General features: G+C 48.6%; 15 protein-coding genes. 6 read left to right on the top strand and 9 right to left on the bottom strand.

Annotated features, from left to right (window positions below):
* Positions 1 to 817, top strand: an 817-nt coding sequence (locus BRW63_RS18685; RefSeq protein ID WP_143162074.1) for a hybrid sensor histidine kinase/response regulator, incomplete at its 5' end; no start/stop codon positions are given.
* Positions 818 to 986: 169 nt separating this feature from the next.
* Here BRW63_RS18685 and psb29 read toward each other — a convergent pair.
* The 5 genes from psb29 to BRW63_RS18660 form a co-directional block, all read right to left on the bottom strand.
* Entirely contained in the window at positions 987 to 1721 is a 735-nt protein-coding gene (gene psb29, locus BRW63_RS18680) for a photosystem II biogenesis protein Psp29 (RefSeq protein WP_073073824.1), read from the bottom strand.
* Between the two features lie 334 nt (positions 1722 to 2055).
* Complete coding sequence (gene grxC / locus BRW63_RS18675; RefSeq protein WP_073073823.1) at positions 2056 to 2367, bottom strand: glutaredoxin 3; 312 nt, start codon at positions 2365 to 2367, stop codon at positions 2056 to 2058.
* A gap of 16 nt (positions 2368 to 2383) precedes the next feature.
* Positions 2384 to 2854, bottom strand: coding sequence for a tetratricopeptide repeat protein (locus BRW63_RS18670; RefSeq protein ID WP_073073822.1), 471 nt, complete (start codon positions 2852 to 2854; stop codon positions 2384 to 2386).
* A gap of 154 nt (positions 2855 to 3008) precedes the next feature.
* The gene (locus BRW63_RS18665; RefSeq protein WP_073073821.1) at positions 3009 to 3851 is read right to left on the bottom strand and encodes an ABC transporter permease; all 843 of its coding nucleotides are present in this window, start codon (positions 3849 to 3851) and stop codon (positions 3009 to 3011) included.
* A 5-nt stretch (positions 3852 to 3856) separates the two neighbouring features.
* Entirely contained in the window at positions 3857 to 4867 is a 1011-nt protein-coding gene (locus tag BRW63_RS18660) for an ABC transporter permease (protein ID WP_073073820.1), read from the bottom strand.
* Positions 4868 to 5288: 421 nt separating this feature from the next.
* Between BRW63_RS18660 and BRW63_RS18655 the strand changes: the two genes are divergently transcribed.
* On the top strand, positions 5289 to 6368 hold the full coding sequence (locus BRW63_RS18655) for an ABC transporter ATP-binding protein (RefSeq protein ID WP_073073819.1): 1080 nt from the start codon (positions 5289 to 5291) through the stop codon (positions 6366 to 6368).
* Positions 6369 to 6442: 74 nt separating this feature from the next.
* On the opposite strand, the gene ppsA is transcribed toward BRW63_RS18655, so the two are convergent.
* Positions 6443 to 8962, bottom strand: a complete 2520-nt coding sequence (ppsA, locus tag BRW63_RS18650; protein WP_073073818.1) for a phosphoenolpyruvate synthase — start codon at positions 8960 to 8962, stop codon at positions 6443 to 6445.
* Between the two features lie 293 nt (positions 8963 to 9255).
* Here ppsA and BRW63_RS18645 point away from each other — a divergent pair, with 293 nt between their 5' ends.
* A complete protein-coding gene (locus BRW63_RS18645) occupies positions 9256 to 10392 on the top strand; it encodes an HAD-IA family hydrolase (protein WP_223257431.1) in 1137 nt (378 codons plus the stop codon).
* A 155-nt stretch (positions 10393 to 10547) separates the two neighbouring features.
* Here BRW63_RS18645 and BRW63_RS18640 read toward each other — a convergent pair whose 3' ends face one another.
* Positions 10548 to 11666: a DNA cytosine methyltransferase gene (locus BRW63_RS18640; RefSeq protein ID WP_073073817.1), complete on the bottom strand. Its 1119-nt coding sequence runs from the start codon at positions 11664 to 11666 to the stop codon at positions 10548 to 10550.
* Between the two features lie 46 nt (positions 11667 to 11712).
* Here BRW63_RS18640 and BRW63_RS18635 point away from each other — a divergent pair, with 46 nt between their 5' ends.
* The 3 genes from BRW63_RS18635 to BRW63_RS18625 all read left to right on the top strand — a co-directional run bounded on the left by BRW63_RS18635 (position 11713) and on the right by BRW63_RS18625 (position 14212).
* Positions 11713 to 11973: a helix-turn-helix domain-containing protein gene (locus BRW63_RS18635; protein ID WP_083583062.1), complete on the top strand. Its 261-nt coding sequence runs from the start codon at positions 11713 to 11715 to the stop codon at positions 11971 to 11973.
* Positions 11974 to 11975: 2 nt separating this feature from the next.
* Entirely contained in the window at positions 11976 to 13118 is a 1143-nt protein-coding gene (locus BRW63_RS18630) for a restriction endonuclease, SacI family (RefSeq protein ID WP_073073816.1), read from the top strand.
* A gap of 314 nt (positions 13119 to 13432) precedes the next feature.
* The gene (locus BRW63_RS18625; protein WP_073073815.1) at positions 13433 to 14212 is read left to right on the top strand and encodes a photosystem II S4 domain protein; all 780 of its coding nucleotides are present in this window, start codon (positions 13433 to 13435) and stop codon (positions 14210 to 14212) included.
* 150 nt (positions 14213 to 14362) lie between these two features.
* Here the strand turns inward: BRW63_RS18625 and BRW63_RS18615 are convergent, their stop codons facing one another.
* Both BRW63_RS18615 and BRW63_RS29010 read right to left on the bottom strand, forming a co-directional pair.
* Positions 14363 to 14692 (bottom strand): efflux RND transporter permease subunit, encoded by a 330-nt coding sequence (locus BRW63_RS18615; protein ID WP_317615829.1) that lies wholly within the window; start codon positions 14690 to 14692, stop codon positions 14363 to 14365.
* A gap of 32 nt (positions 14693 to 14724) precedes the next feature.
* Complete coding sequence (locus tag BRW63_RS29010) at positions 14725 to 14982, bottom strand: hypothetical protein (protein WP_073073813.1); 258 nt, start codon at positions 14980 to 14982, stop codon at positions 14725 to 14727.
* Positions 14983 to 15016: the final 34 nt, after the last annotated feature.

The raw sequence follows: 15016 nt of genomic DNA, 5'->3' as shown, positions 1-15016 counted from the left end.
CTTAATTTCCCCCTCAGTCGGTTTAGTCAATGGCGATGCTGGACGATTGCAGCAAGTCGTGTGGAATTTGTTATCGAATGCCGTCAAATTCACCCCAGCCAACGGACAAATCACGGTTGAGTTATCTCAAGTCGAAACCAACCTCCAAATTCGAGTCAAAGACACCGGGAAAGGCATCAGTCCTGACTTTCTGCCCTACGTCTTTGAGCATTTTCGTCAAGAAGATGGAGCGACAACCCGCAAATTTGGAGGGTTAGGCTTGGGGTTAGCGATCGCACGTCAAATCGTCGAACTCCACGGCGGTAGAATTTGGGCAGAGAGCCTGGGTGAAGGACAAGGAGCCACGTTTATCGTTGAGCTTCCCCTGTCACAAACCGTTAATTCCATCTCAACTGAACCTGATGATCGAGTCGCTCCTGCTGCAACCTTTTTACCCCTCGCAGGTCTTCGCGTACTCGTGGTTGATGATGAACCCGATTCACGCGACGTTGTGACGTTTGTGATTGAACAAGCTGGAGCCGACGTGATTGCGGTTGACTCTGCGATCGCGGCTTTGCAAACGCTCTCAACGATGCAGCCTGACATCCTCTTGAGTGATATTGGTATGCCAGAAATGGACGGCTATGAGCTGATTCGTCAAATTCTGGTTGACTTGGGTAGGCAACTTCCGGCAATTGCCCTGACTGCTTACGCGAGTGAGCATGATCAACGGCAAGCCCTCAACGCGGGCTTTCAAAAACACCTGGCTAAACCTGTCGATCCAGAAGCGCTGGTCGAAACGATCGTGACGTTAATACAAAAGAATGGGAATGCCTAAACAATTTGCGGCATTGCCGAATAGAGATGGTTTGGGTAGGGGGAATCCCCCCGTCTTTGCCCTCCGCCAAGAGCAATCCCCCGTCTTTGCCCAACATCAGGGTAGGCACGGGGGCGCTACCCCTACGCCATTTCATTTCCTCATTTTGCAACACCGAATTTTTGGGCGATCAAGAGCTAGAAGTTGCCTCATCTTTGGGCGGCTCAGACACTGCCGCATCGTTAGCCGCCGCTTTTGCCTGGGCGCGTTCTTCCCGCTTTTTGCGATCGGCTTTGATCAAATCTTCCATCACGATCTGCGCCTGGATCATTTTTTCTAAGTTGCTGCTATAAAGCTCTAAGTCTTTTTGCAGCTTCTCTTGCGGCAAGTTTAACCGTGAGCAAACTTGCTTCAAAGCTTCGGTACGTTTGACTTCATCTTTGATCAGCGTCGGGTCAGCAGTTTGCAAGATTGTAAACAGCCCGATCGCAAACAGCCGACTATATTTGAATTTAGGATTATTGACGATCGCTTGCAAATGCTGGCGCAGATCATGGGCTTCTGGGATCTCAGACGATTGACCTGGCAGTGACAGCAATTCATCCCAAGAATGCTGTGATGCGAGTAGAAGCAGGTGTTCGGCATCGCCTCGATAGTTAGGAGTGTGATCGCCCAACGACTGACAAATGGCGTTAAAAATTGAAGCCTTATCTTCTTCGGGGCGATAGCCCTGCATAAAGCGATCGAAAGACGTAACCACACCTAGCGCGTAGATTGGGTCATAGCGGAAGTCTATATTGACGGTGAGCAAGTGCATCTCCACCATCAATTCTTCGACCACTCGACGGTAGATCGAGTTTACCGGGCGCGTGTGGGTGTTGTAGAAAGCACGCTTGGTATCAGAAACGGTGCGGACGTTGTTCACAATACAGACCTAGTGGGTTACAACTCTCCATTCTCTCGCTTGACAGGACGTTTGCCAAGGTTAGAAAAAAGATTGGGGATCAGAGACATCGAAAAAAAATCAAGCCGATTGAGTTAGGAACGTGGATTTATTAAGGTGTAACTTCTCGCCATCTCCCTAAGGAGTTACGGTGTACACCAATCTTTGTCGCTGCGTTTGGGTCGGCTTTTGCCCCCTAAATCCCCCATTCTGGGGAACTTTGAGCTAAGACTCTGGTTTCAAAGTCCCTCACTCGTGGGGGATTTAGGGGGCAAAAGCCTCGGCGATGACAAATCAGAGGACTTTTACGGGTTATTTAATCCACGATCCTTAGCAAGGCGTTGAGTTGCCCTTGACGATCGAGGGCGTAGAGATCGTCACATCCGCCAATATGTTGGGCGTTAATAAAAATTTGGGGAACGCTGCGGCGACCGTCGGCGCGTTCTGCCATCAGCGATCGGGCGGCTTCGTCACCATCAATCTTATGTTCGGTGAAATCAACGCCTTTCCACCACAATAACAGCTTGGCACGAATGCAAAACGGACAGGTTTGCCAGGTATAAATTTCTACGTTGGCTTTGACCTGTTCGGGGTGACGACCTAAAAGCGAATTCAATGTGTTCATCATCAAAAATGTCTAAGCACTAGCTTAGTTTGGCAGTGCATTCTAATATTAATCGCTGATTTTGAATCGCGAACGGCTGAATTTTTAGCGCCTCTCGAAATGCCTGAATCGCTTTGTGATGATCACCGATCGCGGCATAACATAGCCCTAATCCGTGGTGCGCTCCAAAGTGGATGGGGTTAAGACGAATCACAGCTTGACAATCCGCGATCGCTTTTTGATAATCTCCAATCAAAAAATACAGTACGGCGCGACGGTTTAAGGCTTCTGCAAAGTCGGGCATTGCCTCAATCAGGTCTGTCAAAATGGTTTCTGCTGGAGTGGTTTCCCCGGCTTGCAGCAGCCCCTGAACCCGTTGCAGCATTTGAAAACCTGCCACTCCTTTTTGAGTAAACCAGATGCGCCAGAGTTCTTCAGTTGCCTGGTCACGAACTGCTTCATCAGAGTTTTTTAAGTCTTGTAGCAGCAAATTAATCGAGGTTTCATTCATAGTCAATTTACGATCGAGAATAGGTCTAACAAGAACAGTAGGTATCTTCTATACTGTAATCAAATTTAACAACTTCAAGTTGATGAGACCGGGGAAGTTTGACTTACGTTGTAACCACGATCGGCTCTCGCGGAGACATCTACAAATAAGAATCTTAAGATCGGGTGTCTAGCGCATCTCGCAGCCCGTCGCCCAAAAGATTAAACGCCAGCACCATTAGCGTAATCACCAAACCTGGAAAAACTGTCGTCCAGGGTGCAGAGAGCGCATAACCTCCCTTGAAAGCATCTGCCAGCATGGTTCCTAGCTCTGGGGTGGGTGGTTGTGCCCCTAAGCCCAAAAATCCTAATCCGGCGGCTTCTAGCGTTGCTGTGCCCGTCGAAAGTGTGGCTTGAACCACTAACGGCGAGAGACTCGCAGGTAAAATATGCCGCAGAATAATCCAGAGTGAAGTCGCGCCCAAGGCTCTGGCAGCTTGCACAAACTCCTGTTCTCGAAGGGAAAACACGACGCTGCGAGTGAGTCGGATGTAAATCGGAATTTGCACAATTCCAACCGCAATGATCACACTTTGCACACTCGGACTTGTCACGGTCACAATCACGATCGCCAACAAAATCGACGGAAACGCCAGCAAAATATCGGTGAACCAGCCGACGATCGTGTCTAGCCAGCCGCGAAAATATCCAGCCACTAATCCTAAAACCAAACCAATGATGGCCCCAAAACCAACCGATGCCAGACTGATCAGCAACGATGTCCGAATGCCATACCAAACTAGAGTCAAGAGATCGCGCCCTAACCCATCAGTGCCAAACCAATGATCTCGACTGGGAGCCATTAACCGAGTCACATAGCTCTGGTCAGCCGCGAGATTATAGGGTCGCAGGAGAGGAGCCAGCAGCGCCAGGAGGATTAGGGCGATCGTCAAACATAACCCAATTTTGCCAAAGCGTGATTTTCTAAATCGTTGAATTGCTGGGTGTGATAAGTCCATTTCAATTAGCGATATTGAATTCTTGGATCAACCCAGGCGTAAGACAGGTCTACCAGCAGATTGATCACCACAAACACCACCGCAATAAACACGACTCCACCTTGCACAACCGGGTAGTCTCGCGCCAGAATGCCGTCATAGATCCAGGAGCCAATGCCTGACCACGAAAAGATAGTTTCGGTGAGAATTGCGCCACCTAACAGAGTGCCAAATTGCAGCCCGATCGTCGTATTAATCGGCAACAAAGCATTCTTCAGCGCGTGACGAAAAATCACGAGTCGATCGGGCACTCCTTTGGCTTTGGCGGTGCGAATATAGTCTTGCGTCAATACATCGAGCATGGCGCTGCGAGTGATGCGGGCCACGATCGCCAACGGAATCGTACTCAACGTCAGCGCGGGCAAGACTAAATGAGACACGACATCTCCTAAAACAGGCAAATTTAATCTCAGCAAAGCATCCAGCACATAAAACCCGGTAATGGGCTGAAAGTTGAGTCCGCTCTCGATACCAATACGTCCGCTTGGAGGCAGCCAGTTGAGAGTGACTGCAAACAGATAGACCAGCAGCAACCCTAACCAATAGACCGGAATCGAGACACCCAGCAGCGAACCCGCCATCAGCACCTGGTCGAGCCAGCGATTTTTGCGAACAGCCGCCATCACACCCGCCGGAATGCCGAATAGGATGGCAATCAACATCGCGGCGATCGTCAACTCAAAGGTCGCCGTCCAGCGAGTCTTGATTTCATCGATAACGGGAATGCCACTAATTAAGCTGTTGCCTAGATTTAACTGCAACAAATTTCCTAAAAAAGCAAAATATTGAATCAACAAAGGTTTGTTTAATCCGAGTTGTTCTCTCAGTGCGGCGATTTGGTCTGGGGTTGCCCGTTCACCCGCTAGGACGATCGCCGGGTCGCCAGGAATGAACCGCAGCAGTAAAAACACCGCCAGGGTGATGCCGAGCAGCACGGGCACTAAACCGAGAAGCCGCTTGAGAATGTATTGCCACATCGAGTCGATTCGCCAACAGAGCAACGTTTCTGCAACTCTACCACTGACGTTCTGTTAACGTGAATTCAACGAATTCGCTACCAGTCCATTGCGCCCCCTGAATCCCCCAGATTTGGGGAATTTCAAGCCAAAAATTTCGGTTCAAAGTCCCCCAGAATGGGGGATTTAAGGGGCAGAAGCCGCTGACAACGCAGCGAAAAACCTCGTCGAACTGATGTCATTTCTGCAACTCTACCACTGACGTTCTGTTAACTCAGCAATTGCGTGATCGCAGTCACTAGCGCTTGTGATTTAAACGGTTATAAACAAACAACTTACCTTGACATGGCTGCAAAGGTATCATTTCGATTGATTGGATTGGCTGATTGATTCCTGATAGCGAATCGTCTACTGTCTAGGTGAAATCGATGGGCTAGTTTTTATGGCAAGGGTTGAGCTAGACGGCATCACGCGACGGTTTGAGCAGTCGGTGGCGATCGCAGATATCACCTTTGAGGTGCCTGATGGTGAGTTTTGGGTGCTGGTCGGCCCGTCTGGCTGCGGTAAGTCTACGATTTTGAGAACGATCGCGGGGCTAGAATCAGCGACTTCTGGCAATCTCTACATTGGCGATCGGCTGGTTAATCAGGTTCCGGCTCGGCAGCGCGATGTGGCGATGGTGTTTCAAAACTACGCGCTCTATCCGCACATGACGGTTGCCGAGAATATCGCCTTTGGGCTGAAAATGCGGAACGCGGATGCAAAAACGCAGCGAGAACGGGTGGAAACGATGGCACGAATTTTGGATATCAGCCATCTGCTAGATCGTAAACCGCGTCAATTGTCAGGAGGACAGCAGCAGCGAGTGGCGTTAGGGCGAGCGATCGCGCGTCAGCCCCAGGTGTTTCTGCTCGACGAGCCGCTTTCTAATCTAGATGCTCAACTGCGCGATGGCACCCGTTCTGAGCTTAAACAACTGCATCAGCAAATGGGCATCACGACGATTTATGTGACGCACGATCAGGTTGAAGCGATGACTCTCGCGGATCAAATTGTGATTTTAGAGCGGGGCAAGATTCAGCAAATTGGCGACCCCCAAAGCATTTATGCCCAACCCGCAAACCGCATGGTTGCAACCTTTTTGGGCAATCCGCCGACGAATATTTTGCCAGTCACTTACCGGGGAGAGGCGTTTCACATTCAAGGACAGAGGATTCCCTGTCCGTTAACGCTGCGATCTCTGCACGATGGACAGCAGTTTGATTTGGGCATCCGTCCAGAACAGATGCGAGTCAGTGAGGATGCTCATCTGATCACCCAAGTCAGCCTAGTCGAACCGTTGGGGCGAGAAATCTTGGTTCGAGTCGAGTTGTTGGGTGAGCGATCGCAACCAACTACGCTGAATGTGCAAGTTAGTCCAAATGTGCGGTTGGCTCCGGGCGATCGATTGCCTCTGGCGCTGGATCTCAATCAACTGTTTCTGTTTGACCCAATGACTGGGCAAAGAGTTCATCCAAACTGAGTCACGCGGATTAAATAAAGCCCGGATTTGCCCTCACCCCAACCCTCTCCCAAGTTTGGGAGAGGGAGCAAGAGTTACCTTAGAATTGCCGCTTCGGTTTTGGCGATCGCCAGCCGCGTTTTCAATACCGAATCGGGGTTTAAACTAATCGAGTCGATGCCCAACTCGACCAAAAATTCCGCAAACTCAGGATAGTCACTGGGGGCTTGTCCGCAGATGCCAATCTTGCGATCGAACTCCTTGGCCGTTGCAATGACGCGGCGTAATTTGCGTTTAACCGCTTCGTCGCGCTCGTCGAATAGGTGAGATACCAGGGCAGAATCGCGATCGAGTCCTAATGTCAATTGCGTTAAATCGTTGGAGCCGATCGAGAAGCCGTCAAAAATCTCACTGAAGCGATCGGCGAGTTCGATATTGCTAGGCAACTCACACATGACGTAGACCTGCAACCCGTTTTCTCCACGAATCAGCCCGTGTTTTGCCATCTCTGCCAAAACTTTTCGCCCTTCTTCAGGCGTGCGGCAAAACGGAATCATCGGAATCATGTTCGTCAATCCCATCTCGTCACGGACTCGTTTAAAGGCTTTGCACTCTAGCCCAAATGCATCCCGATATTTGGGGTCATAGTAGCGAGATGCACCGCGCCAGCCCATCATTGGGTTTTCTTCGTGTGGCTCAAATTCGCGACCGCCAATCAAATTTGCATATTCGTTGCTCTTGAGATCCGACATCCGCGCAATCACTGGCTTGGGGTAAAACGCGGCTGCTAAAATGCCGATTCCTGACGCGAGTTTGTCTACAAAATATTCTGAGAGATCTCGATATTGAGAAGTCAATTGACTGATTTCCCATTTCGCCCCATTGTCTTTGAGCGTCTCGAAGTTGAGTAGCGCTAATGGATGCACCTTGATGTGATTGGCGATGATGAATTCGGTACGCGCAAGCCCGACCCCATCATTGGGAGTCAGCGAGAGTCTAAACGCTTCGCGGGGGTTGCCCACATTCATCATAATTTTGGTGCGAGTGGCAGGCAGCGCATCGAGTTCGAGGTGTTCGATCGCAAAAGGCAACAGCCCATCATACACATGTCCGTCTTCGCCTTCAGCACACGAGACGGTGACTTCTTGCCCATCGCTGAGAATCTCTGTAGCGCTGTCACAGCCGACGATCGCCGGAATGCCCAATTCTCTCGCAATGATCGCTGCATGACAGGTGCGTCCACCTTGATTTGTAATCACAGCACTGGCTTTTTTCATGATCGGTTCCCAATCGGGATCAGTGCGCGTCGTGACTAACACATCTCCTACTTGGAATTCGTCAAGTTTGCGGAGATCTACGATCGTTCTGACTTTTCCCTGTCCGATCATTTCACCAACAGCCCGACCGATCAAAAGCGGTTTAGCTGATGGCTTTCTGTTTAGTTTATAAGTCTTAAGAACGTTGCCGATTTTTTGAGAATGAATGGTTTCAGGACGAGCTTGCACAATAAATAAATCACCACTCTCACCATCTTTCGCCCATTCAATATCCATTGGGCTATCCATTCCTCGAACTTTGGCGTAGTGATCTTCGATCATACACGCCCACTTTGCCAGTTTGAGAATCTCTTCATCTTGAAGGACATATTTTGCCTGTTGTAACTTGGGCACCGAGACATTTGTAGTCGATTTGCCGCCGCCGATATCGTAGATCATTTTGATCTCTTTGCTGCCCAGCCGTTTTTCTAAAAGCGGACGGAAACCTTGTTTAAGCGTGGGTTTAAATACGACGTACTCATCGGGATTGACGACTCCTTGCACCACAGATTCACCTAAACCATAAGCAGCCGTGATCAAAGCTGTGTCTCTAAACCCGGTTTCGGTGTCGATCGAAAACATCACGCCCGATGCTGCCAGATCCGATCGCACCATTTTTTGCACACCGACTGATAAGTCAATCTCAAAGTGATCAAAGCCTTTAGTCGTGCGATAAGAAATGGCGCGATCGGTAAACAGCGATGCAAAGCACAGATGACAAGCTTTGAGAACGCGATCAATTCCGTTGATATTCAAATAAGTTTCTTGCTGTCCCGCAAAGCTTGCGTCGGGCAGATCTTCAGCCGTGGCGCTCGATCGCACTGCCACATCAACCCCGCTATAGCGACTGAGACAGGCTTCTAGCTCGTTGTCGGTGAGTTGATCGCACCGCTCGACCTCAACGCCATAGCGCTCAGACAATTGCACATAGCTGCGGGTGATGGCGGCTTCTAGTTCCGCAGGAAATGGATTGTCTAAAATCAGAGTTCGCGCCTGTCTGCCTCGCTCTCGGAGGCGATTAACATCTGAAATATCTAAGTCTGCAAGCAGCTTTTGTAACCGGGTTTTTAGCCCTGCTTTTTCAATGAAATAACGAAACGCATAAGCAGTCGTCGCAAACCCAGTAGGAACATTCACACCTTTAGGAGTTAGCTGCTGAATCATCTCTCCCAATGAAGCGTTTTTGCCGCCAACAAACGGCACGTCTGCAATTCCTACTTGCTCAAACCACAGCACAAACGCCTTTTCTTTAAGTTCTGGGTTTGTTGTAGAGCTATCTAATTTTTTAGCAGTAAACATGATGGGTTCTCCCGATCGTTAAATTCTAAATGTTTGCAGCATTAATGGAGCGAAGTAGAGCTACAAACTATTTTGATGAATAGAGTTTCACAAGCCAAATCCTCAAAGAATTAGTCGCTTAACTAACACTCTAATATCTGCGAGTCTAACGCAGTTTTTACTGAGATAAGGAATGAAAAGCAGGAACTTTAGCTTAGTTGCAACAAGATCGCTCTTAAAGTAGACATCGTGCCTCATCAAGATTTCTAGAATAAGGCATTCTTAAATGAGATAGTGGGCAGCGAGAGGGCAGTATGAGCAACGAAACTGACACATTAACCGATTCCATCAACACAACGGCAGATTCTGCGATTAAAGAAGTGAAAACTCCGTCAGTTCACCCAGCGGCGGGAGTAGTCGGAGTCAGCACGATCGGGGGATTTTTAGGCGCGATCGTCGCCGGCCCGATCGGGGCAATTTTGGGCGGAGCAGTGGGCGCACTAGGAGCCTCGATCGAAAACACAAAATCTGGAAAGTCGGGTTATTACATTAACCGAAATAGACCTCGTTCACCGCGATCGAATCAACCTCTCGGCGTGATTTCAAACGAAATGACGCAGGCTAGAAAAGAAATCGCTCAAGACATTGACGAGGCTGCCGGAGAGATTCAACAAGGGGCATCTGATCTCGCGTCTAATGCTCAGGCAACGGCAGAGAAACTAGGCAATACGCTGTCAGACTTTACCGGATCAAATCATTCAACTTTAAAAGGCATTTTGCTCGACATCGACGGAACACTAGTACTCAGTAACGATGCTCACGCTCATGCCTGGGTTGAGGCCTTTGCCGCCTTTGGTTATGACATCAAATTTGAGCAGGTGCGTCCGTTTATTGGCATGGGTGGCGATCAGGTAGTGCCACGACTGGTTCCAGAGCTTTCGGGCGAGGAAGGCGTAGGCAAACAAATTGCTGATCGTCGCAAAGAGCTAATCATCAACAAATTCGGCGCTGACTTGTCGCCTGCACCAGGGTCGCGAGACTTAATTTTGAGACTCAAGCAAGAAGGCTTTAAGCTAGTGGTGGCAAGCTCGGCAACCAGTGAAGAGCTTTCTGTTTTGCTCAAAGCTGCTCAGGTCGATGATCTATTAACAGAGGAGCCGAAGACCACCTCAGACGATGCTGACCAATCAAAGCCTGCTCCTGATTTGGTGCAATCGGCTCTCAAGAAGGGGAAATTAGAACCGGGTCAAGCGATCATGTTAGGCGATACGCCCTATGACATTCAGGCGGCAAATGCAGCAGGTGTGAACGTGATTGCGTTTCGGTGTGGCGATTTTGACGATTCTCAACTGTCGGGCGCAGTGGCGATTTATGACAATCCCGCCGATTTGCTAGCACAGTTTGCCCGATCGCCACTTACAGATTCTGAGGTAGTTGCGATCAAACCATAAATAACAGTTTGAATGCGATCGCTAACAGCCGACTAAATCTGGAAACGTGCGGAAAAGTTCTGCCGATCCATCTAAACGAGCGTAGTATGCAGAAAGTTTCTGCCGATCCACCTAAATTTGGCGTGATATGCGGAAACTTTCTCTCTAAAAAGAAGTTAGATGGCTAGTCGTAACTGCTTGGCTTCACGCTCCATTAAGGGCAGCGGCGTAATTAATTCAGGAGTGCTGAGGAAATCTCGCACAACTTCTGCAACGACTTGTGCCAGGTCGCAGGGAACTGCGTTACCTATTTGCCTATAGATCGAGCTTTGTCCGCCGATAAACTGGTAGTCATGTGGAAAAGTTTGTATCCTAAGTGCCTCGTCAATTGTTAATCGTCTAAGTCTCTTAGGTGCGGCATCTAAGGATAATGGTTCTCCTCCTGCCATCAGATAGGAGTGATACCATTCGACCCAGCTATCTTGACCAAAATAGCAATGCTCTTCATCAATAATTGGTGTTTTATTCCCACCCATAGAAGCGTGGAGAGCGCATGAATATCCAGTAGGGTTTAAGGGTCTTCCCTGACCATTGAACATCATTCCTGCATAGGGCGATCGACGCATTACAGGCTTTGCAGCGATGGTAACTTTCGCATTGCATACTCGCTGATTGTTCTCGGAACCCGCCACACCCAGAGGTAAAACAATATCTCTAACTGTCGGAGCCTGCTTCTTATACCGCTCGAATTGTGCCTCTAAGTCATTAATGTCTTCAATATCTCGAAACCCGATCAAAAACATTCGCTCTCGGGATTGTGGTACGCCGAAAGCAGTTGAATTGAGTACTACTAACTTGTACTTATATCCCAATTGACGGGCAAAACGAAAAAGTTGCTGGCGAACCTCAGACCACTTATCAAGAACTGCTAGTGCCTTGACATTCTCACAAATAAAAGCCCGAGGCTTTGTGAACTCCACAGCCTTCATGAATACCCATAACAATTTGCTACGCGGATCATCAGGGTTCATCTTTCCAGCTACAGAAAATCCTTGGCAGGGCGGACCACCAAAGACGATATCGATCCCCTCAAATCGGCGTATGTCAGTCAAGTTTTGATTAATGTCGCCGCATTTGATAATCCCTCCTGGGTGGTTTGCCTCATATGTGAGGCAAGCATCTCTGTCAATGTCATTGGCGCTAACAATCTCAACTCCTGCTCGGATGAATCCAACATCCATACCGCCTGCGCCGGAGAAAAGTGATAGCCCTGATAAAGGTGTTTTATTTTTCATATATGCGATTTTGGCATATTTGCCTCTCTAAATCAAGATCTCAATTATGGAAAGTCAAAAGCAGTCTATCTCAAGTATCCATGATCCGGATTACCACAGGATCATTGATGCGCTTGTTTCCCTACGAGAAAAAGCAAAACTCTCTCAGAAAGCGATCGCCCATGAGATTGGGTTGACGCAGCCTGACGTTTCCAAGATAGAACGTCGGGAACGCCGAATCGATATTTTAGAAGCATTACGATGGGTGTGGGCTACAGATGCTGATCCTGCTGAGTTTTTCACGCAGTTTACTAATTCAGGGAAATGAGCATGAGCCTTGCCAAACCAACCGTCGATCAAAGAGCTGCCGAGCAACTTCTCCGGGAAGCGATCTCAATCGCACAAGATGATTCTAGAGAAATTCCAGCGACAGAATGGGATATCGAGATCAGAACAATCATTCAAGGAAAACATCTGACTTTCAGATACATTCTCGTGACTGCTCTTTTAGGAAAAGCCACTAACCCGAATATCAATGCCCTTTCGCTTCAAGCGGGTGCTGATGTTAAGGGTGCTTACGATGCCCGGAGCTTATGTCATGGGGTTGTTGTGCCGCTTGAGCGTCAATTGCTGAGTAGTTCGCTGGGAGGTTCAAATGAGCCTTTTCTCAATAAGCCTGCCCGTTTTCCAATGATATCTCCATCAAATGCAGTGAGAGCTGGTAGGGATAGAGAGCTTTTGCTTATCCTACATAAGGTGCTGTCTGAAGGGGAAACGTCTGAGCAAGCTTTTAATAGTCTCTGTACTGCTATGCGATATGCGATCGCAAGACAAACAGCTCGAACTGAGCTGTTTCCTCAACTTTCAGAATCGGCAGACTCCCACTTAAAAATTATTGAATTTGTTGATGCATTTGTCACAAGATCGATTGAGGGACAAGTTGCTGCAATCGTATCAGGAACTATCCTGTCCACATATTTTGACCAATTTGAAGGCTTTGAGGTCACTGTCCATCCGGTTAATCAAAGTGGTGCTTCCTCCAATGAAGTGGCAGATGTAGACATCAAGAAGAACGGTAAAATTTTTGTGGCAGTTGAGGTTAAGGATAAGCAGTTCAGTGAACAGGATGTTGATCATGCTGCTTTCAAAGCAAGTCAATACGGCTTAAAGTCAATTACGTTCGTCATTGGAGTAAATGGAACGTGTATCGGTTCATCTCTTGAGCAGGTTGCAAAAACCGTCTTGATTACGAGAAGTGTCAATGTTATTTTTGTTGATCTTGTCTCCTTCGTGAGATCAGTAATTGCATTATGTCCAGAGTTCCCTTTTGCTACATTTTTTGCAAAGCTTCAGTACTATGCGATCAGTGCTCGGGTTAGGGATGAGATGTTTGAGCATATTGAGCGTGTTTTCCAATCTGTACAAGTTCCGCCAAACCCGCCATCTAACACGACGTTGGAGCGGACGGAATAGAGATGGTTAGTGAGGATGCAAAGGATACTAGCCGCCGCTCAACTATACCGTTAGGTAGTCAGACCCAAAAGCCAAAGTTAAGTTCTAGCTGCGATTGCCCTGAAGTCAACCGCAACGATTCTCACGTCTTTTGAGTGAAATGAGCGAGTGAAAGAGCTATCGTCATCAGGACAAAGGTGAACGCACTGATCGCATTAGTGAGTAGCTTAATCAGTAAGCGTCGAATGAAATAGCCCTGCTCCCAAGTTATGGAAGCTATTTAATTCACGAGCCTTAACGACTAGAATAAAGATTTCTAAGAACGATTCGTCTGTATGTTGCCAAAGGAAGACCTGTTAAAAGGTGTCGAAAATCGAGATAGCGTGATCAGAGTCATTGACCAGGCAGATCAAGCGATCAAAACCTGGGAAGTGGTCATGACCGACTTCTATTCACCGCCAGAAATTGCTGAAATTCAGCGATCGTTTGCGCGATTGACCGATGTGCAGATGGTGGCTTGGGGCGGCTACCCGCAGGCAGAACGGCAACGACTGGCGATCGCTCGCTCAGAACTGCCCCTTGATATCGATCAAGTCGAGGTCGTCGCGCTTAACATTGCCGGAAACTTTCTCTTTGACCCCGCCAATCATCGCGACTTTTTAGGCGCAATCTTAGGGACGGGAATTGTGCGCGAGAAAGTAGGTGACATCATCGTATTGGGCGAACGCGGTGCCCAAGCGATCGTCGTGACTGATTTAGTCGAGTTTTTTCAAGCAAGTTTGACTCAAGTGCGATCGGTGCCCGTTAAAGTGCAGCCCATCCCGCTGAGCGAACTCAAGATTCGAGAGCCAAAGAAAAAAGAATTAACCACCGTCGAAGCGTCGATGCGGTTAGATGCGATCGCGTCTGCTGGGTTTGGCATGTCGCGCAGCAAGATGGCAGATCTGATCTCGTCAGGCGATGTGCGAGTCAACTGGAAAGACATTAATTCCACAAGCTACACGGTCAAGCCTGGTGACTTGATTGCGATTCGAGGCAAGGGGCGAGTCGAAGTCGGCGAAATGATGGTGACTAAGAAAGATCGCTACCGGGTTCAGCTCACTCGTTTTGTGTGAGTCTTTGAACACTACAGGTTGAAGAGATTCACGTTCCGCTTCATTGGCGCAGCGTGATTGTAAATGGTCGAGTTGATCGCCTCACCAAGCAACCAGACATCGATCGGGCAATGCAATTCAGCAAAGAGCGCAATCCAGTGCTGTCACCTGCTATAAATCGCATCTGGACTGATGCTCAAGGGCGTTCAGAAGTGATTGCAATCTACCGCTTCCGGTAAACACACTTTGCGCTCGCCCAAGCCGTTCTGTGACGAGCTGTCGCGCCCGATAAACATCGGTATCCCAACTGAAAACCGCTTTGATAGAAGAGATACCCACGGCAGATGCCGATCGCAAGGAAACGAGTCCCGGTGTTCCATTAATCGCACTCTCGATCGGGCGCGTCACTAATGATTCGACTTCTTCGGGTGCGAGTCCGGCAGCATCAGTTTGAATTTCGACCTGGGGAGGTGCAAATGCCGGAAATACATCCAACGGCATTTGAGTAATGACTTGCAGCCCCCACAGCGAAATCAGAATCGATTTTGAACAAAGATCATTTTCTTTTTATCGTTGGTTTCGACGATCGCAGATTTCGGAGCTACTAAAATTGAAGCCGAGGTGCGGTCAGTCAACCCCTCAATCTCGGCAAACATTCCAGGTTTCAATGCACCATCCGCGTTATCTAATTCTGCTTTTACCGGAACGGAGGGTTCCCGCGCCGCTGTTAGGCGGCAGAGTCCGACACTTCTAGAAATCTTCACAAAATCATCCCCCTTTTTGTCGTACATTTGCATTAGTGGACAAGGTAATCAACCACTTAAA

The organism is Phormidesmis priestleyi ULC007 (genome assembly GCF_001895925.1).
In the GTDB taxonomy this organism is placed as follows: domain Bacteria; phylum Cyanobacteriota; class Cyanobacteriia; order Leptolyngbyales; family Leptolyngbyaceae; genus Phormidesmis_A; species Phormidesmis_A priestleyi_A.
Note: the sequence above shows the minus strand (reverse complement) of the source record. Positions and strands in the feature narration are given on the sequence as shown.

Excerpts from the sequence above, each read along its gene's own strand:
- grxC (WP_073073823.1), bottom strand. The coding sequence starts at position 2,367 with ATGATGAACACATTGAATTCGCTTTTAGGTCGTCACCCCGAACAGGTC.
- BRW63_RS18670 (WP_073073822.1), bottom strand. The coding sequence starts at position 2,854 with ATGAATGAAACCTCGATTAATTTGCTGCTACAAGACTTAAAAAACTCT.
- BRW63_RS18665 (WP_073073821.1), bottom strand. The coding sequence starts at position 3,851 with ATGGACTTATCACACCCAGCAATTCAACGATTTAGAAAATCACGCTTT.
- BRW63_RS18660 (WP_073073820.1), bottom strand. The coding sequence starts at position 4,867 with ATGTGGCAATACATTCTCAAGCGGCTTCTCGGTTTAGTGCCCGTGCTG.
- BRW63_RS18655 (WP_073073819.1), top strand. The coding sequence starts at position 5,289 with ATGGCAAGGGTTGAGCTAGACGGCATCACGCGACGGTTTGAGCAGTCG.
- ppsA (WP_073073818.1), bottom strand. The coding sequence starts at position 8,962 with ATGTTTACTGCTAAAAAATTAGATAGCTCTACAACAAACCCAGAACTT.
- BRW63_RS18645 (WP_223257431.1), top strand. The coding sequence starts at position 9,256 with ATGAGCAACGAAACTGACACATTAACCGATTCCATCAACACAACGGCA.
- BRW63_RS18640 (WP_073073817.1), bottom strand. The coding sequence starts at position 11,666 with ATGAAAAATAAAACACCTTTATCAGGGCTATCACTTTTCTCCGGCGCA.
- BRW63_RS18635 (WP_083583062.1), top strand. The coding sequence starts at position 11,713 with ATGGAAAGTCAAAAGCAGTCTATCTCAAGTATCCATGATCCGGATTAC.
- BRW63_RS18630 (WP_073073816.1), top strand. The coding sequence starts at position 11,976 with ATGAGCCTTGCCAAACCAACCGTCGATCAAAGAGCTGCCGAGCAACTT.
- BRW63_RS18625 (WP_073073815.1), top strand. The coding sequence starts at position 13,433 with ATGTTGCCAAAGGAAGACCTGTTAAAAGGTGTCGAAAATCGAGATAGC.
- BRW63_RS18615 (WP_317615829.1), bottom strand. The coding sequence starts at position 14,692 with ATGCCGTTGGATGTATTTCCGGCATTTGCACCTCCCCAGGTCGAAATT.
- BRW63_RS29010 (WP_073073813.1), bottom strand. The coding sequence starts at position 14,982 with ATGTACGACAAAAAGGGGGATGATTTTGTGAAGATTTCTAGAAGTGTC.